The following is a 20,493-nucleotide window of genomic DNA, read 5'->3' as shown; positions in this document are numbered from 1 at the left end:
TGTATAATAATCTTGTTTCAAATATAATACGAAAAGTTTAGTGGGACTAAACTAAAGGAGGAATGTCATGGATATCGGACAGAGAATCAAACAGTTAAGGATTCAAAATGAGCTGACATTGGAAGAGCTTGCATCACGCAGTGAATTAACCAAAGGCTTTCTATCGCAGGTGGAACGTAACCTGACATCACCTTCTGTGTCTACATTAGAAGATATATTAGAAGCATTAGGTACAGACCTTGCGACCTTTTTCAAAGACAGTAAGGAAACTAAAGTTGTCTTTCATAAAGACGATTACTTTATTGATGAACATGAGGAATATTGTATCCACTGGATCGTTCCAAATGCTCAGAAAAATGAAATGGAGCCTATCCTTTTAGAATTACATACCAATGAAACATCTATGGTGATTGAACCACATGATGGAGAAGAATTCGGTTATGTACTGGAAGGAAGAATCACACTTGTTTATGGAGATAAGGAATATCCTGTGAAAAAAGGGGAAACCTTTTACATTAATGGAAAAGCGAAAAATTATTTAAAGAATACCGCTAAAAATGACGCAAAAGTTTTGTGGATCACAACACCACCACGCTTTTGATGAGGAGGAAGTCGTAATGGAGAAAAAGAAACTTATTGAATTTCGCAATATTGTGAAAGATTTTGATGGACAGCTGGTTTTAAAAGGAATCAACCTGGACATTTATGAAAACGAATTTGTCACATTGCTGGGGCCTAGCGGTTGTGGAAAAACTACGCTGTTACGTATCTTGGGTGGCTTTTTACAACAAAGTGAAGGGAAAGTCGTATTTGATGGAGAAGTGATTGATGATCTTCCTCCATATAAACGTGAATTGAATACGGTATTCCAAAAATATGCATTATTCCCACATATGAACGTGTATGATAATATCGCTTTTGGCTTAAAAATCAAAAAGATGAGTAAGGATGTTATTGAACAGAAAGTCTTAAAAATGCTGAAGCTGATTGGTCTGGAAGGATATGAAAAGAAAAATGTAACATTACTATCCGGTGGACAACAGCAGCGTATTGCGATTGCACGAGCACTTGTAAATGAACCAAAAGTCTTATTATTAGATGAACCATTGGGTGCTTTGGATTTAAAGCTGCGTAAAGAAATGCAATATGAATTAAAGAAGATCCAACAGGAAGTAGGAATCACATTTATCTATGTAACCCATGATCAGGAAGAAGCTTTAACAATGTCTGATAAAATCGTGGTAATGAAGGATGGCGAGATTCAACAGGTAGGTACGCCTACAGATATTTATAACGAACCAGAGAATCGTTATGTAGCAAACTTCATTGGTGAAAGTAATATCATACCCGGAGTCATGCTGGATGATTATAAAGTTATGTTTGACGATATTACCTTTGACTGTGTAGATTTTGGCTTTAAGAAAAATGAAAAAGTCGATGTTGTCATTCGTCCGGAAGATTTAGATATCGTTAAAGAAGAGGATGGCAAAATGACAGGTGTGGTGAAATCTGTTTTGTTTAAAGGTGTTCATTATGAAATTATGGTAGAAACAGTACCTGGAACCAATGTAACGGTAATGATGAATGTCACAAAGGAACATGATGTTGTGTCCAGTGATGCTAAAGAAAAAATTTCTGCCAATGACTTCTATGTGGATATTGAGGATGTGAAAGAATTAAATGATGCAGAGATCATTGCACGTGCGGATGCACAGGCTTGGGATCCTGAAAATGATGAATATATTTCTATAAATAAAATAGAATATGATATTCCTGAAACAATAGGAACATATCCTGTAACCTTCTCTACAAGTTCTGGAACAAGTGTATCAATCAAAGTATTCGTTGTTCAACAGAAATATGTAGAAAATCCAAAAGCAAATGAAGCAATATCTGCGTTCAACTTCTTTAAAACAGTAGATGAATTAAAAGAAAGTGCCGCAATTGATACAGATTTAAAAACATGGGCAAATGCGCAAAGCTGGAAGCTGAGTGATGAAAGTGATGTGGAAATCAGCAACGTAGATTATGATTTTGATCCAAGTAATATCACAGAAGGTACTTATGAAGTAACGTTCTCTACACAGGGACGTGAATTCAAAGTACACACAACAGATATCGCAGAAGAAGGAGCAGAAGTGGGTCTAAGCTTCTTCCCAGAAGATATCCATGTTATGAGTAAGATGGGATACTAGGATGAAAACGTTTAAACGTTTAACAATTCCATATATTGTATGGATGATCGCAATGATCGTCATCCCTATGTTTCTGATTGTTGTATATGCATTTACGACACAGGGCAATGATGTAGCGACTTTACAATTTACATTTGATAATTTCAAGAAGTTCTTTACAGACCCTGACTTTTTGAAAACCTTATGGTTATCCTTAAGGATTGCATTTATCACAACGATTTTATGTATCCTGATAGGATATCCGGTAGCTTATGCGATTTCAAAGGCATCTGATCGAAAACGCAATCTGTTGATTTTATTGATTACCCTGCCAATGTGGATCAATATGCTGGTACGTACCTATGCATGGATTGGAATCCTTGCGGATAATGGTCTTGTAAACCATATTCTACAATTCTTTGGATTGGAACCAGCGAAACTGTTATATACAGATTTTGCGGTAATTCTTGGTATGGTGTACAATTTTGTACCATTTATGATTCTTCAAATCGAAAGCTCATTAGCAAAGATGGATCATTCTTTGTTGGAAGCTGCCAATGATTTAGGCGCAAATCGTGTAGAACGATTCCGTCGTATTACATTACCTTTATCATTACCTGGTGTTATATCTGGTATTACTTTGGTTTTCTTGCCAAGTGTATCCAGCTTCGTTATCCCAAAATTGATGGGAGGCGGGGGATATATGATGATTGGTAATGTAATTGAAAATCAATTTATCACCGTTGGTGAATGGAACTTTGGTAGTGCAATCTCTTTAATTATGGCGATCATCATTATGATCAGTATGTATGTGACACGTCGTCTGGATAAAGGAGATGACACCGTGCGTGCCAAAAAAGGAGGGAATATATAATGAAAGACCGTAAATTTTCCCGCCGTCTGATATTAGCGCTGGTATTGGTTTTCTTCTATTTTCCAATCTTATATATGTTGGTATTCTCTTTTAATGGAAGCCGATCTCTAACAAGTTTTGATGGTTTCTCTTTACAATGGTACACAAAAATGTTCCATGATCGTAATATGATGGAAGCTATCTACTATACTCTAGTAACTGCAATTATCGCAACCTTTGTATCTACAATCGTTGGTACGATTACCGCAATTGGTTTATCAAAGTCAAAGCGTATTGTGAAGGAAGTCGTACAACAGATCAATGATCTGCCAATCATGAATCCTGAAATTGTGACTGCAGTAGGTTTGATGTTGTTTTATGTATCCATGAAAATGGAGAAAGGCTTTTTAACAATGTTACTAGCACATATTGCGTTTTGTACGCCATATGTCATATTAAGTGTTATGCCAAAATTAAGAAGTCTTGATCCTAACCTGGCAGAAGCAGCCATGGATTTAGGCGCAAAGCCAAGTCAGGCTATGTGGAAGGTTATTGTTCCTCAGATTATGCCAGGAATCGTATCAGGCGCATTGATTGCGTTTACCATGAGTTTTGATGATTTTACGATTTCCTATTTCGTTACAGGAAATGGTGTAAAAAACATATCGACACTGGTATGGACAATGTCTAAACGTATCAATCCAAGTATCAACTCTTTATCTACCATCATCGTTTTGATGATTACCATCACTTTATTGATTGTGAATGTCTTGCCGGTTGTGCGTGAAAAAGCGAAGAAGAAAAATAAACCAATCAGTAATCGTGTTTTTGGAGTAATTGGTGTATGTATCGCTTTGGTATTCTCTGGTATCCTGTATGGATTAAAAGGTGGCATGAGTACAAATTCTCCACAAGATGCAATCGCAAAATATGGCAGTGATACTTTAAAGGTATATAACTGGGGAGAATATATTGATCCTGAAGTAAATGATGCCTTTGAAAAACAATTTGGTGTCAAAGTCATTTATGATACATTCGATTCCAATGAATTGATGTATACAAAACTACAGGGTGGAGAATCCTATGATGTTTTAGTGCCAAGTGATTACATGATCCAGCGTTTGATTGGAGAAGATTATCTACAGCCATTAGATAAGCGTATGATTCCAAATATCGCAGTATTGGCAGATGGTGTCAAAGGATTATCTTATGATCCAGACAACACATACAGTGTTCCATATTTCTGGGGTACAGTAGGTATTGTATACAATAAAAACAATATTGATAAAAAAGACCTGGAAAAAGAAGGATGGAACATCTTCCTTGACCAGAAATATAAAGGACATATCTATATGTATGATTCTGAACGTGATTCATTTATGATGGCATTGAAAGCTTTAGGTTATTCTATGAATACGGATGATGAAGCACAACTACAACAGGCATATGAATGGCTGGTAAAAGTTGTGGATACCATGAATCCGGAAATCGTCACAGATGAAGTGATTGACGCAATGATCAATGGAAATAAAGATATGGCTCTTGTATATAGTGGAGATGCAGCTTATATTTTATCTGAAAATGAAGAAATGGCTTATTATATGCCAAGTGAGGGAACCAATCTGTGGAGTGATGCAATGGTAATTCCAAAGAATGCGAAAAATCCAAAGCTGGCAAATGAATATATCAACTTCATTTTGGAATATGAAAACAGTATGAAAAATTCTGTATTTGTAGGATATGCAAGCAGTAATGGAGAAGTGTTGGATACGTTAAGTGGAGAAGGCGGCGATTTTGAAGGAAATGAAGCTTATCTGCCACGTGTAGGATATCCAAAAGATGAAATCTTTGAATTTAATGAAAAAGCAAAGAAAATCATGTCTAATTTATGGACAAAGGTGAAAATCGCAAATTAGAAGGTGAAAATGTGAAGAAACAAACCAAACGGATCATCTATCGTGTGGTCATCATCTGCGTAGTTGTATTTATGGTTTTATTAAGTGTTTTATAAAAGAAACAGGAATGTCATCTGGCATTCCTTTTCTGTGTCAGCTTTTGTAATAATATATAGAAAGGTATCACAAACTAAAAAAGCAGGCATCTCCATAATATAAGAAATGATGTACGCCCATTACTTATTGTCGTTGAAGTGGGGGACTTCTGCCTGCTTTTGGTAAAAAAATCTTTTAAATAAGATTGACGATGAATTTAAAAAATGATAAAGTATAAGCAGTTATACGACTGACGGAAGTGGAATTGACCACATGAAGTATAATGATACAAGCCGACCGTCTGGGCAGAAGATGTTCAGAAGTGTCGGCTTTTTTTGTGGTGAAAGGAGATTTTTATGAAAGAAATGGAATTAAAATACGGCTGTAATCCAAATCAGAAACCTGCGCGCATCTATATGAAAAATGGAGAACTTCCTATAACGGTTTTAAATGGAAAACCAGGATATATCAACTTATTAGATGCTTTCAACAGCTGGCAGTTAGTCAGAGAATTAAAAGAAGCAACAGGGCTTCCAAGTGCGGCAAGTTTTAAACATGTATCACCTGCAGGAGCTGCAGTATATGTACCATTAGATGATGTTATGAAACAGATCTATTTCACAGATGGATTGGAATTATCGCCAATTGCAAGTGCTTATGTACGTGCAAGAGGAAGTGATCGTATGTCTAGTTATGGTGATTTTGCGGCATTAAGTGATATCTGCGATGAAACATGTGCTAGATATATTGCGAAAGAAGTAAGTGATGGTGTCATTGCGCCAGGCTATACTCCTGAAGCATTGGAAATCTTAAAGAAAAAGAAAAAAGGCAACTATGTTGTAATCCAGATGGATGAAGCATATGTTCCTGAAGAAATAGAAACTAAAGATGTATTCGGTATCACTTTTGAACAAGGAAGAAATAATCTGAAGATTACAGAAGAACTGTTTGAAGATATTCCTACCGTAAATAAAGCATTAAGTGAAGAAGCAAAACGTGATTTGATCGTTGCGCTGATCACATTGAAATATACCCAGTCCAATTCTGTATGTTATGTCAAAGATGGTCAGGCAATAGGAATTGGTGCTGGACAGCAATCCCGTGTACACTGTACAAGACTTGCGGGCAATAAAGCAGACAACTGGTATCTTCGCCAGAATGAAAAGGTATTAAACCTGCCATTTAAAGAAGGTATCAGACGTGCAGATCGTGATAATGCGATCGATGTATATATTTCTGATGACTATGAAGATGTTTTGGCAGATGGCGTATGGGAAAATACCTTTACAACCAAACCTGAACCATTTACCAAAGAAGAAAAGAAAGCATGGTTATCAACCATGAAGGACGTTGCCTTAGGCAGCGATGCCTTCTTCCCATTTGGGGATAATATTGAACGTGCACATAAAAGTGGAGTTGCCTATATCGCACAGGCAGGTGGAAGTATCCGTGATGACAATGTTATTGAAACATGTGATAAATATGATATTGTCATGGCATTTACACATGCACGTTTATTCCATCATTAATAGATGAATATCAAATGCAGAATGTATCAGAAATCGCTGATCATATTCTGCATTTTTTTAGATATCTTTATGCTTTCTAATGAAAAAATGAATTTGAAACGATACTTGAAAATAAATGTGGTAAAATAAAGGTTAGCTGGAGGTATTTCAATATGAAAACAATTTTAGATCATACAAAATTACATCAAAAATATTTTGAAGAAATGACACAGATTCCTCATGGTTCTTATCATGAAGAAGCTATTAGCAATTATCTAGTTGCTTTTGCGAAGGCACAGGGATTACGTTATATACAGGATGATATGTTTAATGTCATTATATATAAGGAAGCAAGCAGTGGTTATGAAGATCATGAACCATTGGTGTTGCAGGCACATATGGATATGGTTTGTGAGAAAAATAAAGACAGTGTACATGATTTTGAAAAAGATCCACTATCCTTACGTATTGTTGATGGCTGGTTGATGGCGAATCATACAACCCTTGGCGCAGATGATGGCTGTGGGGTTGCCTATATGTTGGCCATATTAAGTGATGATACTTTAAAACATCCACGTCTAGAATGTATATTTACCGTACAAGAGGAAGTTGGATTATGTGGGGCACTGCATTTGAAAAAAGATCAGTTTGATGCCATAAGAATGATCAATTTAGATGATGAAAGCGGCTATGCGACATGTACAACAAGTGCAGGTGGCATGAATGTACTATTAGATAAGGAAATTATCCGCATCCAGGAGAAAATGGATGGGTATCGTTTATCAATCAAGGGTCTTGCAGGTGGACATTCAGGTGCGGAAATTGATAAAGAACGTGGCAATGCCAATAAGCTGCTGGTACGTATATTGTATGGAATTATGCAATACTTTGGATTACAGCTTGCACAGTTAAAAGGTGGATTGATGGATAATGCCATTCCAAGAGAGGCAAGTGCATTATGGATCAGTGATGGTAATTCAGAAAAGATAGAAGCATATGTAAAAGCGATGGCAGCTGATATTAAAAAAGAACTTGAATTCTCTGATGCAGGAGTGCAGGTGATTTTAGAGAAGACACAGATTGATTCTTATGTATCCGTTGAAGAAAGTGAAGCAATTCTGAAGCTGATGATGTTATTGCCAGATGGTTTACGTCATCACAGCATGAGCATAGAAGGTTTAAGTACCGCCAGCAGTAATGTTGGTGTTGTGTATATGGATGATAAGATGCTTCATATCAATTGCTCGTTAAGAGGTGCTTTGGAATCTTATATTGATGAGTTTGCGGCACAGATTGATACATTGGCAGAATTGTTTGGCTTTACCACAAGACATGTCGCAAGATATCCAGCATGGAGTTATGATGCGAATAGTCAAATGCGGGAAACCATGAAAGAAGTATGTAAAGAGCTGACTGGAAAAGATTTAGGCATCATGGCAACGCATGGTGGTTTGGAATGTGGCGTATTTAAGTCATTAAAGCCAGAGATGGACATTGTGACATTAGGTCCTGTCATGAAGGATATTCATACACCAAAGGAAGCTTTACAATTATCTAGCTTTGATGATACCTATGCATTCTTAACAGCATTTATCCAAAGATTATAGAATTTCTTACAATTTTCAAAAGATTCTTAGGAATTTTGAAATCAACACCCCGAAATACGGGGTGTTATGCTATAATATACGAGTTAGAAAATGAAAGGGCGTATGATGAAGCATGATGATACGATCTATTGATGCAATTATCCGTATGTTAGATGCGGATTATATAGAAAACGCAGACATTGAAGAAAAAGTATATGGTGTCTGTATCGACTCAAGAAAAGTTGTGGAAGGTAACTTATATATACCAATTCACGGCGCAAATAACAATGGGCATGATTATGTACGTCAGGCCATTGACAATGGGGCCAAAGCAGTGCTTTGGGAAAGAAATGAACCCAATCCTCCACAGGATGTAGTCGTCATTTTAGTGGAAGATACCACAGCTGCCTTACAGAAACTGGCAGAAAGTTATCGTCACCAGCTGGATATGAAAGTGATTGGTATTACAGGCAGTAATGGCAAGACAAGCACAAAGGATATTTTGGCGGGTATTTTATCTCAACATTATGTAACACAGAAAACAATGGGCAATTTCAATAATGAAATTGGTGTTCCTTTGACATTATTGTCACTAAGTGAAAACGTTGAAGCTGCTGTTGTGGAAATGGGTATGGAAAATCTTGGTGAGCTTTCCTTTTTAACCAATATGGTAAAACCGGATATCGCAATCATCACCAACGTTGGATGTGCACATTTGGAAAATCTGGGATCGATGGAAAATATCGCAAAAGCCAAAGTGGAGATTGTGGAAGGCTTAAATGATCATGGATTATTTATATATAATGGTGATCAGAAGCTGTTGGATGATGCAGTTAAGGCAAAAATGATTCCAGGAACGATTCGTATCAAGACATTTGGTAAAGAACAGCCATGTGATGGATTTGTGGATCACATCCGTCAGGATGAAACAGGTGTAAGCTTCTCATTAAATACAGAGCATGTTTATCACTTAGACATGATTGGCAAACATAACGCATGTAATGCAGCTGCCGCAATACTGGCTGCAAAAGCATTGGACTTGTCCGATGAGGAAATCCAGCGTGGATTACATAGTATAGAAAAGACCGGTTTACGAAATGAACTTGTTAGAATCAAACAGGCACTCATTTTAAATGATTCTTATAAATCTAATCCAAACAGTGCTTTAGCAGCAATGGATACGATGGAAGAATTTGATTATGATTATAAGATTGCCGTATTGGGCGATATGCTGGAGCTGGGTGATACCAGTGATATGATCCATTATACATTAGGGAAAGATCTGGTGGCATATCAGGTGAATGAAGTATTGACAATTGGTGAAATGGCAAGATATATTGCACAGGGAGCCAGAGATCATACACAGGCACACGTACAGCAGTTTGAAACAAAAGAGGAGCTTTTGGCTTATCTATTACCATATCTGGATAAAAACTGTATGATTCTTGTGAAAGGATCACGTGGAATGAAACTGGATGAAGTTGTAGAGGAATTAACAAAACATAAATAAGAGGTAGAAAATATGAGTAAGATGAAATTAGCAATTATTTTTGGTGGTAAATCAAGTGAATATCCTGTATCTTTACATTCTGCAGGAAGCTTGATTCATCAAATCAATAAAGAACGTTATGATTTAATGTTTGTAGGTATCAGTAAAGATGGCACATGGTATGCCTATGATGGAGATATTGAGTCTATTGAACATGATACATGGTTAAACAAGGAGCATTGTAAACGTTGTGTATTGTCTTGTTCTTCTGATGATAAAGGGTTCTTTGTGTTAAACAATGGAAGTTATGAACTTGTGAAAGTGGATTGTATTTTCCCTGTATTACATGGAAAAAATGGAGAAGATGGCACCATACAGGGCTTATTTGAATTAAGTGGTATTCCTTATGTAGGATGTGGACATATGAGCTCTGCGGTATGTATGGATAAAGAAATGACACATATCATTTTAGAACATGCCAACGTTCCTTGTGCACCATATATGTGTATTTATGAAGAAGAAAACTTAGATTATCACAAAGTATTTGAAGACGCAAAAGAAACCTTGGGATTACCGATTTTTATTAAACCAGCCAATGCCGGAAGCAGCTTTGGCATTCATAAGATGGACAGCTTTGAAGGTTTTGAAGAAGCAATGAAAGATGCTTTCTATCATGATGGAAAAGGCAAAGTTATCTTGGAAACCACCATTGATGGTTTTGAAATTGGTTGTGCCGTCATGGGAAATAAAGAAATCTTTGCAGGAAGTGTAGATGAAATTCAGACAAGTGCTCCTTTCTTTGATTATGAAGGGAAATATCAGATGGTAGATAGTGAAATCTTCTGTCCAGCACGCATTGATCAGGATTTATTTGAACAAGCAAGAGAAATTGCCAAGAAAGCATATCGTGCATTGAATTGTAAAGGTATGACACGTGTAGACATGTTTGTGACAAGCGCACATACAATAGTATTGAATGAGGTAAACACCATTCCTGGATTTACCGCTACATCACGTTATCCAAGTATGATGAAGGAAGCAGGCATTGCATTCCCTGATCTATTGGATAAACTAGTTGATTTGGCAATGGAAAAATAGTGAGGTGGTAATGTGCTGAACAGCGATACGAGAGCATGGACGGAAATTGATTTATCAAAGATTTCCCACAACGTAGAAGAAGTAAGAAAACTGATTCCATCCACAAGCAAGATCATGGCGATTGTCAAAGCCAATGCCTATGGACATGGCGATGTTGCCTGTGCAAAGGAACTGGTAAAATGTGGAATCGATTTCTTTGGTGTCAGCAGTATAGATGAAGCAGTAAATTTAAGAGAAAATGGAATCAAGGAGGAAATTCTGATTCTGGGATATACACCTCCCATACATTTTCCTTTATTAGTAAAATATAACATTCTTCAGACATTTGTTAGTCTGGAATATGCACAAAAAGCCAATGCTTTTGCAAAAGCCCATGATGTGATCATTCGCGGGCATGTAAAGGTAGATACTGGTATGTCAAGAATTGGCATCATTTGTCAGGATCATGAATATCATATCGATGATGTGGCAAACGTATATCGCTTGCCTAACTTAGATGTATGTGGTATTTTCTCTCATTTCAGTGTCAGTGATTATCTGGATGAGGAAAATAAACGCTTTACGGAAAATCAGATCAAATTATTTGATCGTGTATTAGATGATCTGCGTCATGCAGGCATAGAACCGGGCACAAAACATCTACAAAACAGTTATGGCATCCTGAATTATCCAGACTTAAAATATGATTATGTCAGACCGGGATTGTTATGGATGGGTGTCACAAGTGATGATGCTATCGAAATTCGCACCAATCCAGATTTTATACCCATCTTATCATGGAAAGCCAATGTATCCCTGGTTAAACAAATACAGCCGGGCGTAAGTGTAAGTTATGGACGTCACTTCAAAGCAAGTGAAACTAGAAAGGTTGCGACAGTTGCCATTGGATATGCAGATGGATTTCCACGTTGTGTTTCCAATAAAGGCTATCAGGTATTGATACATGGACAATATGCGCCAATTATTGGAAATGTGTGTATGGATCAGATGATGATTGATATCACAGGTATTGAAGATGTAAAAGAAGGAGATATCGTTACCATTGTTGGAAACGATGGAGATAAACAAATTAAAATTGATGAACTGAGCCGTCTGGCAAATACGATCAATAACGAAACGTTATGCTGGATCGCATCACGTGTTCCTAGAATTTACAAATAGCCAGATACTGGCTATTTTTCACGAAAAAGGAGGGGGAAAATGAAAGATAAGAAAACTTATGACGCCATTGATGTCGCAAAGCTGGTTTCCGCATTATTGGTAGTATGCATCCATACATTTCCATTAATGGATATCAGTAAAAATGCTAATTTTGTGCTTGTATCCATTATCGCAAGACTTGCGGTGCCATTCTTTTTTATCACAAGCGGATTTTTCTTCTTTAGAAAAATCAACTTTAAAAAGAAATGGAATGATGAAGAAAATATACAGATATGGAAACATTATTTCTGGCGTCTGTTAAAACTATATATCATATGGTCTATAATTTATTTGCCATATAATTTTATATTGATTCACAGCGGTGGTTTTGATCTTATGGATATCGTTCGGTATTTACGTGATTTTCTATTTACAGGAAGTTTTTATCACCTGTGGTTTTTACCAGCATTATTATTTGCGGTATCCATGGTATACATACTTGTATTCAAACTGGGCATGAAAAAAACAATGTTGATATCTTTTATATTATATATAATAGGAATGCTGGGAAATATCTATCAGCCGCTTCTTCACGCTATACCGGGAATTTCTAAAGTATTAGATATTTATCTTCAAATATTTGGCACGACACGAAATGGATTATTCTTTGGTATGATCTTTATCATACTGGGTTGTTATGTGGCCCGTTATAAAATTGTGATGGAAGCAAATCAGTTATCATTATATACCGGCATTGGAGTTGTATTATTGGTTATTGAATGTGTCACATTAAAAATCAATGGTCTGATTCAGGATTTAAGCAGTATGTATTTGATGCTGATCCCATGTGTATTCTTCATCTTTATAAGATTACTACAAGTAGATATGAAGCATAAACCGATGTATAAAACATTCCGTGTGTTGTCTTTGTTGATTTATGTATCACATATGCTGTTTGCCCAAGTATTTATCTGGCTGATGCCAAGCATGAATTCTTTCTTATTCTATGTATTGACGATTGGCTGTTCCTTCCTGTTTTCCTATTTGATCTACCATTTATCAAAACATTATAAGCTTTTAAAACAATTATATTAGGAGGATTCGCCTATGTTACGAATTACACAGCTGAAACTGGATATTGATGAATCTTTAGATTTATTACCATCAAAAATCCTGCATAAACTACATATGAAAGAAGAAGATTTGCTGGATTATCACATAGTTAAGGAAAGTATTGACGCAAGAAAAGGACATATGATATTCAGTTATACAGTTGATTGTAAAGTACATCATGAACAATCGATTCTAAAAAGGAAAATCAAGGATGTCACATTGACACCGGATGAACGTTATCATATGCCAAAACCAGGTATTATTGGGATGAAAAAAAGACCCATCGTTGTCGGATTTGGTCCTGCCGGTATGTTTTCAGCATTATTGCTTGCACAGCTGGGCTATGCGCCTGTAATATTGGAACGTGGAGAAGCAGTAGAACAACGTGTAGAAAAAGTTGAAAAGTTCTGGAAAGAAGGTATTTTGGATACCCAGTGCAATGTACAGTTTGGAGAAGGCGGTGCAGGAACTTTTTCTGATGGCAAGCTGACAACACGTGTCAAGGATGCAAGAATCCATAAGGTATTAGAAGAGTTTGTCCGTTTTGGAGCGCCAAAAGAAATCCTTTATCAGGCACATCCTCATATTGGCACAGATCTATTAAGAGATATCGTAAAAGAAATACGAAAGGAAATCATCGCTCTAGGTGGTGAATTTCATTTCTCCAGCTGTGTAGATGATTTAATGATTGAAAATGGACAGATCACTGGTGTAAAAGTCAATGATCAAATATATGAAAGTGAACACGTGATTTTGGCGATTGGTCATAGTGCTCGTGATACGTATCGAATGCTGAAAGAACGTGGCGTTTATATGAAGGCCAAAGCATTTGCGGTAGGCGCAAGAATTGAACATCCACAAGCACTGATCAATGAAGCACAATATAAAACCTATGCCCATCATCCAAGATTAGGCGCTGCAGAATATCGTCTGGTGCATAAAGCAGATAATGGCCGTGGGGTCTATACATTCTGTATGTGTCCTGGCGGTACTGTCGTACCAAGTACTTCTATGGAAGGCGGGGTTGTGGTTAATGGGATGAGTGAACATGCCCGTGACAAAGAAAATGCAAATAGTGCAATACTGGTTCAGGTACATACTGATGATTTTGATGATGATCCAATGAAAGGCATCGCTTATCAGGAAACATTAGAGAAAAAAGCTTACGAAATCGCTGGTTCAACTTATGAAGCACCTGCCCAGCTTGTCAAAGATTTTTTGAAACATCAGCCAAGTATACATATTGGAAGTGTGAAGCCAAGCTATGCATTAGGGGTACATATGTGTGATCTACATGATATATTACCAGAACCCATCACAACAGCGATGAAACAGGGAATCATTGGATTTGACCATAAACTAAAAGGCTTTGCGATGGAGGATGCGATACTTACCGGTGTAGAAACAAGAAGCAGTTCACCTGTACGTCTACAACGGGATGATAAAGAGTATACTTCTGTCAATGTCAAAGGCTTATATCCATGTGGTGAAGGTGCAGGATATGCCGGAGGAATTGTATCCGCAGCAATTGATGGACTTCGCTGTGCAGAGAAAATCATAGAATACTATCATTACGAGATGCTTTAAGCATCTTTTTTTCATTATAAGCCAATATTATGGGCTTATTCTATTTTGTTTTATATCTTGAGATAAATATGTGATATAATTTACATAGAATTATTTAAGGGAAATGTGGTGAAAACATGCAATGGGATATCACGGCTGAATTTGTTTCAGCTATCATTTTATGTATCATTTTAACGTACGCAAGAAAAGGGGCCTTGCTTCCTACCATTAAAAATCTTGCATTTCAGTATTGTCTTCAGGTAACATTCTTATCCGTCATTGCCAATATTATTTCCACGATCATGCTTGAGCATTATCAGGAAGTACCGGTGATTTTAAATATGACATTTTTACTCATCTATTATTTAAGTACACCAATGATGGGTGTAGTATATTTCATTTATACGCTCGCAAACTTTTATGATAAAGGAAATATCAAAAAATATGCATTGATTTTTAGTCTGCCTTCTACTTTTTATATTCTGCTGGTATTAAGCAATCCATTTACCCATCTGTTATTCTCTTTTGATCAGGTAAATGGCTATACCCATGGTCCTTTGATCATGCTGACCTATGTGATCTTTTATATTTATGTATTATTCTCTTTTACTTTTGTAATTCATAAACGCAAAAGTCTGGAGAAGAATGTGATTTATATCTTAGGTGTATTTCCTTTCATATCCGCTTTGATGATCCTTTTTCAATTTCTTTATCCTAAATATATCCTGACAGGAACAGCAGCAACATCTGCTTTATTAATACTATATCTGTATCTACAAAACAAACAGATTTTCACAGATACGTTAACCAGTTTATTAAACAGGCAAGAATTTAATAAAATGATCAATATGGAAATAACAGACAAAAAAGAGTTTGTTGTATTTGTAATATCCCTGCGCGATTTTAAGTTTATCAATGATAAATTTGGACAGGATGTTGGAGATAAAATCTTACTACAGGTATGTGCTTATTTGAAATCCTTATTGCCAAAGCAATTATTATACCGTTATGGTGGAGATGAATTTGCGATTATCTGTCGTGATGAGCAACGCGTAAGAGAGGCTATGCAGGATATTCATCGACGAATGAAAAATCCATGGGTTGTATCTGGTATGAATTTCATGTTGAAATATGTTGTCGGCGGTATTGGTTATCCTATGGTCGCAAACAGTGAAGAGGAAGTCATCAAAGGTCTGGAATATGCTGTCATGACCGCAAAAAAGAAGGAACAGGAGCCAGTCTGTTTCTGTACAAATGAGATGATGAACTATATCAAACGAAAATATCAGATTGTAGAGATACTAAAAGAATGTGTGGAAAAAAACAGTTTTGAAGTATATTTCCAACCGATTTTTGATATTCATACCGCTACATATCGTAAAGCTGAAGCATTACTGCGTCTGCCAGACAATCCATTAGGATTTGTTTCTCCTGAAGAATTTATCCCTATCGCTGAAGAAAATGGTTTAATAGCGCCAATTACTTATCAGGTGTTAGAGAAAACTTGTATATTTATTAAGGAACTAATGAAAGAAACAATTGATTTTGTAGGTGTTTCTGTCAACTTTTCAGTTATTCAGTTTATGCAGGAAAATGTTGAACAGAAGGTTTTACATATCATTGGTCAATATCATATTCCTTATGATCTAATCAAAATTGAAATCACAGAGAGTATGCTGGCGACCAACTATGATGCCATCATGCAGTTTATGAGCAATATGACAAAACATGGTATTCAGTTTTTATTAGATGACTTTGGGACTGGATACTCTAATATTTCCTATGTCTTAAAGGTTCCTTTTCATACTGTAAAAATAGATAAAAGTCTGGTGTGGCAGGCTATGAAAGATAAAAAAGCTGCCATTCTGGTTCGTAAAATGGCAGAAGCTTTTAAAGAAGTTGGTTTACATGTGCTCGCAGAAGGAATTGAAACACAAGAGCATATTGATTTTATGAAATCTTGTGGCTGTGATTATCTACAAGGCTATTATTATTCACGCCCATTGCCAAAGCAGAAGGCATTAGATACGATTATCCATAACGAAGTCGCAAACAAAATAAAAAAACTGCAGTAGCAGTTTTTTTTAGCTCATTAATAATTTAATACGTTCAATAAATTCTTTAAAATCTTTTGCCTGCATCAATTCTTTTACATGAACAGGCTCACTTAAGATATCAATGATTTCATCAAATACTTCAGAAAATATCTTTCTGGAATCTTCATTTACACCAATGAGCGCAATGATATGTACGATATGTTGATCCCATTTCATTCCCTCCTCGCTAATTGCGATTGAAATAAAACTGGTTTTCGCATTCTTGGATAAAGAATGTGGGACAGCAACATCATGAAACGCAGTACTGGACATTTTTTCTCTTGCCATCACATCCTCAAACAGTGTATCTTCTGCATAATTAAGCGCCACGACATCATTGCTTAATGTATGAATAGCATCTTCTTTATCCTTGAAGGAGGGATTTTTATAAAACAATCGCTCATCAAAGAAATTCATAAGATAAGCTTTTAAAGCATTTGCACGTTTCATACCCGCAATACGTTCAATCGCTTCTCGAAGATTTTTGTTATCCTTATCTGTTAAGAAAGGATGAATGGTCACATATGTGTTTTGAAATGGCATATCAATTGTAGAAATAATCAAATCCGCATGCAATAGCGCAGGATTATAATTATTGATAGAAATCGCATATTTCATATTGATTTTATCCTCAAACTGGCGGATGATTTTATCCATGACGTTTTTATGGATGGAATAATAATCCGCATAGATAAAGGCACATGTTACCTTGGTTTTACTCTGTACGTTATTTTCAAAATAAGCACCAATATGGAAAGCAATAAAGGTAATTTCATCCTCCGTCAGATGCACATCATAATCACGCTTAAACTCCTGAGCGATAAATACTGCAATATCATAAATCAAAGGATAGGTTGCTTTGATTTTACTGGTAAGCGGATTTTTCGCATAATAATCATTCTTTACACGATTAAACATATTCTTTACATGAATTGTAAACTTCGTGATGAAATCCTCATCAAATGCATCCAGGTAGTAACATGTTTCAACATTGTGAATGACTTTATGTGCGATATCAATATATTTTTGTTCGATATATTCATTGATATTATCCGCAGTGATAAAGGAATAATCAATCATTGTTGTATTATTGCTAATAACAAGTGTTAAATTGTATAATTCCGCATCATTCACATTGACATCATAATTTGCTTCGATATATTCTTTAATCTGCTGGGCAACACAATATTGCTGGGTGTTTTTGATTTTATTCATATCCACATCTTCATCTAACATACAATGACTTCTGATACGATCAATCATAATAATCAGATGCAGGGCGGTATTATTCAGGGTATAGTCATTCGCAAAGATATCATTTCGGGCAAAGATTTCACGTATGGTTGTACGAAAATCCCAAAAGTGATAATGGAAGGTGAGAAGGCGTACTTCATCTTTTAACACAAAATTATCATAAGAATCAGAGGAAATCAGATGACTCATCAGATTTCTTTTTTTCTTTTCAGAACCAATCATTCTGATGTAGTCCTTTTCTCTGGATATAGACAAATGATAATCTTTTATTACGTTTCTTACACTCTTTAAATCATTTTCAATGGTTGCTTCACTGACATACAATTCTTCTGCGATATCATAGATACTGTAACCATCTTTTTCACTAACCAGCTTTTGAATAATATAATTCTGTCTGGTTAATGGGGAATCATCATCGTCTGTAATCTTATGCAGCCGGTATTCCTGAAAAGCTTTCATATCAATCATATATCCACGATTACTGGATAAGATGATAGGTTTTTCTGATTCTTCATTGATCATGTTGATATACTTTCTAATCTGCCTTGTGGAAACTGATAAATAATCAGAAAGAATACTTGATGATATCCAGCGTTCACCCTCAGAAGCTAGATATTCAAGTAATTTGTCTTGTTTTGTAATTTTCATAGGATAATGCCTCCCTCTTTTATACTTGATAATGCTATTTACCCTATCATATCTGTATTAAGTATATCAAATGTGACATAAAACAGCCAATGGAAAAAGTTCCCACTAGGCGGAACTTTTCATATTTGAGGTTCCTAGTGTTCTGAATTAAACTGTAGGTGTCAACAAGGAACGAAGAAAGGAGGACAGTTATTGGATGATAAAATAAAAAAAGAGATACATCCCCAAGTATTTGCCCATACATGTATAAGATATATCTCACTTACATTTTATCATCAATCCTAAATTATTTCACTAGAAAGTTATCAAAAAAATTACGTAAAGGAGAAAAAAAGATATGAAAAACATTTTATTAGTTTGTGGAACTGGAGCCAGCAGTGGTTTCATGGCAAAGAACATTCGTATGGCAGCAAAAGAGGAAGGTATTGACATTAGTGTGAAAGCAAGAAGTGATTCTGCTGTAGCAGATTATGTCAATGAAATTGATTTATTATTAGTAGGACCACATTTAGGGTATATGCTAAATGATTTAAAAGCAATTTGTGATCCTCACAATGTTCCTGTAGCATTAATTCCAAAAGATGCTTATGGAGAATTAGATGGGGAAGCAGTATTAGAATTCGCAATGGAATTATTAGGCGAATAAAAAAGAAATCAAAATAAAAGGAGAAAACTATGAAAAAATTTATGGATTGGATGTCAAATGTATTTGCTCCAAAAATGAATAAAATATCAAAGAACGCATATGTAAGTGCAGTACAGTCATCATTATTAACAACAATGCCTTTGATCTTAATCGGATCATTCGTAACATTAATTGCCTCTTTCGTTGATGAATTTATGCCAGGAGTTGTAGACTTGTGGACAATTAGTTCATTCACAATGGGATTGTTATCACTATTTATCTCATTCTTAGTACCTTATTATGTATTAGAGAATTGTAAACACCCTAATACAAAACGTGAAGCGGCTATTGCTGGTGTGATTTTATACTTATTGCTAATTGGGCCAACATTTGACGCAGATGGTAATTTAGTTTTAGTTACTTCATTATTAGGTAATGGTGGTATGCTTGTTGCTTTAGTTGCTGGTTTATTCGCTGGATTTGTTATGAATATGTTTGCGAAACATTCATTCTTCGGTGAAGATTCTGCAATTCCTGATTTTATCACTGTTTGGTTTGATACATTGATTCCTATATTGCTGATTGTAGTTATTGGATGGGCTTCTACATTCTTGTTAGGCTTTGATATGGCTGAAGCAATTACTAATTTATTCTCACCAATCTTAACAATGGGTGAAAGCTTTGTTGGATTTACATTATTATTCTTCTTTGGATATGCATTCCTGTATACATTTGGTATTTCTACATGGGTTATTTATCCTATCGAATATACTATCGTTATGCAAGGCTTAGCAGCTAACCAGGCGGCAGCAGCAGCTGGAAACGCACTTCCTGCTATCAATGCATATGGTGCAAGCTATTATTGGACAATTGGTGGTGGAGGATGTACTCTGGCACTTGGTCTTATGATGTTATTCTTAGCTAAATCTAAGAAATGTAAAGTTATCGGTAAAGCAACAATTGTACCAAGTTTGGCAAATATCAATGAACCAATCGTATTTGGTGCGCCAGTTGCATTCAACCCTATTTTGATGGTACCAATGTGGATTATAGGATTAGTAGCACCTGCATTAACTTGGTTAGCATTAAACTTTAATCTAATTCCAAGAATTAGTGAAGTATTCGCATTCTGGTATTTACCTGCACCTATTTGTGCTTGGTTTGTTGGTGGATTAAGAGGCGTATTATTCATGTTGTTTATCTTTGCATTATCATGGATTATTTACTATCCTTTCTTTAAAGTATATGATAAACAATGTATTCAGGCTGAAGAAGAAAAAGCACGTAAAAAAGCTGAAAAAGCAGCTCTAAAAGCACAGAAAAAAGAATTAGAAGCAGAAAATTAGGAGGTA

At 35.8% G+C, this 20,493-nt stretch carries 16 protein-coding genes and 1 riboswitch; of the genes, 15 read left to right on the top strand and 1 reads right to left on the bottom strand.

The genetic code is table 11. The annotated features are described in order from the left end of the window. Positions 1 to 67: 67 nt before the first annotated feature. The 13 genes from DW761_RS15015 to DW761_RS14960 all read left to right on the top strand — a co-directional run bounded on the left by DW761_RS15015 (position 68) and on the right by DW761_RS14960 (position 16,593). Positions 68 to 601 carry a helix-turn-helix domain-containing protein gene (locus tag DW761_RS15015; RefSeq protein WP_117453092.1) on the top strand — a complete coding sequence of 178 codons (534 nt, stop codon included), beginning with the start codon at positions 68 to 70 and terminating at the stop codon, positions 599 to 601. Between the two features lie 16 nt (positions 602 to 617). Beyond that, positions 618 to 2,195, top strand: coding sequence for an ABC transporter ATP-binding protein (locus DW761_RS15010; RefSeq protein WP_117453093.1), 1,578 nt, complete (start codon positions 618 to 620; stop codon positions 2,193 to 2,195). 1 nt (position 2,196) lies between these two features. Continuing rightward, the gene (locus DW761_RS15005; protein WP_117453094.1) at positions 2,197 to 3,048 is read left to right on the top strand and encodes an ABC transporter permease; all 852 of its coding nucleotides are present in this window, start codon (positions 2,197 to 2,199) and stop codon (positions 3,046 to 3,048) included. Continuing rightward, the gene (locus DW761_RS15000; RefSeq protein WP_117453095.1) at positions 3,048 to 4,943 is read left to right on the top strand and encodes an extracellular solute-binding protein; all 1,896 of its coding nucleotides are present in this window, start codon (positions 3,048 to 3,050) and stop codon (positions 4,941 to 4,943) included. Before DW761_RS15005 ends, DW761_RS15000 begins: the two co-directional genes overlap by 1 nt. After that, positions 4,916 to 5,038: a hypothetical protein gene (locus tag DW761_RS21690; RefSeq protein ID WP_255412400.1), complete on the top strand. Its 123-nt coding sequence runs from the start codon at positions 4,916 to 4,918 to the stop codon at positions 5,036 to 5,038. The genes DW761_RS15000 and DW761_RS21690 overlap by 28 nt, the downstream gene beginning before the upstream one ends. 216 nt (positions 5,039 to 5,254) lie before the next feature. Then, positions 5,255 to 5,332: riboswitch (ZMP/ZTP riboswitch) on the top strand. Between the two features lie 42 nt (positions 5,333 to 5,374). Continuing rightward, positions 5,375 to 6,547: a phosphoribosylaminoimidazolecarboxamide formyltransferase gene (locus DW761_RS14995; RefSeq protein WP_117518607.1), complete on the top strand. Its 1,173-nt coding sequence runs from the start codon at positions 5,375 to 5,377 to the stop codon at positions 6,545 to 6,547. Positions 6,548 to 6,699: 152 nt separating this feature from the next. Beyond that, positions 6,700 to 8,133, top strand: coding sequence for a beta-Ala-His dipeptidase (pepD, locus tag DW761_RS14990; protein ID WP_117518606.1), 1,434 nt, complete (start codon positions 6,700 to 6,702; stop codon positions 8,131 to 8,133). Positions 8,134 to 8,245: 112 nt separating this feature from the next. After that, the gene (locus DW761_RS14985) at positions 8,246 to 9,622 is read left to right on the top strand and encodes a UDP-N-acetylmuramoyl-tripeptide--D-alanyl-D-alanine ligase (RefSeq protein ID WP_117518605.1); all 1,377 of its coding nucleotides are present in this window, start codon (positions 8,246 to 8,248) and stop codon (positions 9,620 to 9,622) included. Positions 9,623 to 9,634: 12 nt separating this feature from the next. Next, positions 9,635 to 10,699, top strand: a complete 1,065-nt coding sequence (locus DW761_RS14980; RefSeq protein ID WP_117453099.1) for a D-alanine--D-alanine ligase family protein — start codon at positions 9,635 to 9,637, stop codon at positions 10,697 to 10,699. Positions 10,700 to 10,711: 12 nt separating this feature from the next. After that, complete coding sequence (gene vanT / locus DW761_RS14975; RefSeq protein ID WP_117453100.1) at positions 10,712 to 11,860, top strand: serine racemase VanT catalytic subunit; 1,149 nt, start codon at positions 10,712 to 10,714, stop codon at positions 11,858 to 11,860. Between the two features lie 39 nt (positions 11,861 to 11,899). Beyond that, positions 11,900 to 12,934: an acyltransferase family protein gene (locus tag DW761_RS14970; RefSeq protein WP_117518604.1), complete on the top strand. Its 1,035-nt coding sequence runs from the start codon at positions 11,900 to 11,902 to the stop codon at positions 12,932 to 12,934. 12 nt (positions 12,935 to 12,946) lie between these two features. After that, positions 12,947 to 14,539, top strand: coding sequence for an NAD(P)/FAD-dependent oxidoreductase (locus DW761_RS14965; RefSeq protein ID WP_117518603.1), 1,593 nt, complete (start codon positions 12,947 to 12,949; stop codon positions 14,537 to 14,539). A gap of 116 nt (positions 14,540 to 14,655) precedes the next feature. Then, the gene (locus DW761_RS14960; RefSeq protein ID WP_117518602.1) at positions 14,656 to 16,593 is read left to right on the top strand and encodes a GGDEF and EAL domain-containing protein; all 1,938 of its coding nucleotides are present in this window, start codon (positions 14,656 to 14,658) and stop codon (positions 16,591 to 16,593) included. 9 nt (positions 16,594 to 16,602) lie between these two features. Here the strand turns inward: DW761_RS14960 and DW761_RS14955 are convergent, their stop codons facing one another. Beyond that, positions 16,603 to 18,516 (bottom strand): BglG family transcription antiterminator, encoded by a 1,914-nt coding sequence (locus DW761_RS14955; protein ID WP_117518601.1) that lies wholly within the window; start codon positions 18,514 to 18,516, stop codon positions 16,603 to 16,605. A gap of 337 nt (positions 18,517 to 18,853) precedes the next feature. Between DW761_RS14955 and DW761_RS14950 the strand changes: the two genes are divergently transcribed. Both DW761_RS14950 and DW761_RS14945 read left to right on the top strand, forming a co-directional pair. After that, positions 18,854 to 19,162 (top strand): PTS sugar transporter subunit IIB, encoded by a 309-nt coding sequence (locus DW761_RS14950; protein WP_117518600.1) that lies wholly within the window; start codon positions 18,854 to 18,856, stop codon positions 19,160 to 19,162. Between the two features lie 29 nt (positions 19,163 to 19,191). After that, entirely contained in the window at positions 19,192 to 20,487 is a 1,296-nt protein-coding gene (locus DW761_RS14945; protein ID WP_117518599.1) for a PTS sugar transporter subunit IIC, read from the top strand. Positions 20,488 to 20,493: the final 6 nt, after the last annotated feature.

Origin of the sequence: Absiella sp. AM29-15 (assembly GCF_003434225.1) — a bacterium.
Taxonomy (GTDB): Bacteria; Bacillota_I; Bacilli_A; order Erysipelotrichales; family Erysipelotrichaceae; genus Hoskinsella; species Hoskinsella hominis.
This window is presented reverse-complemented; position numbering and strand designations above follow the sequence as displayed.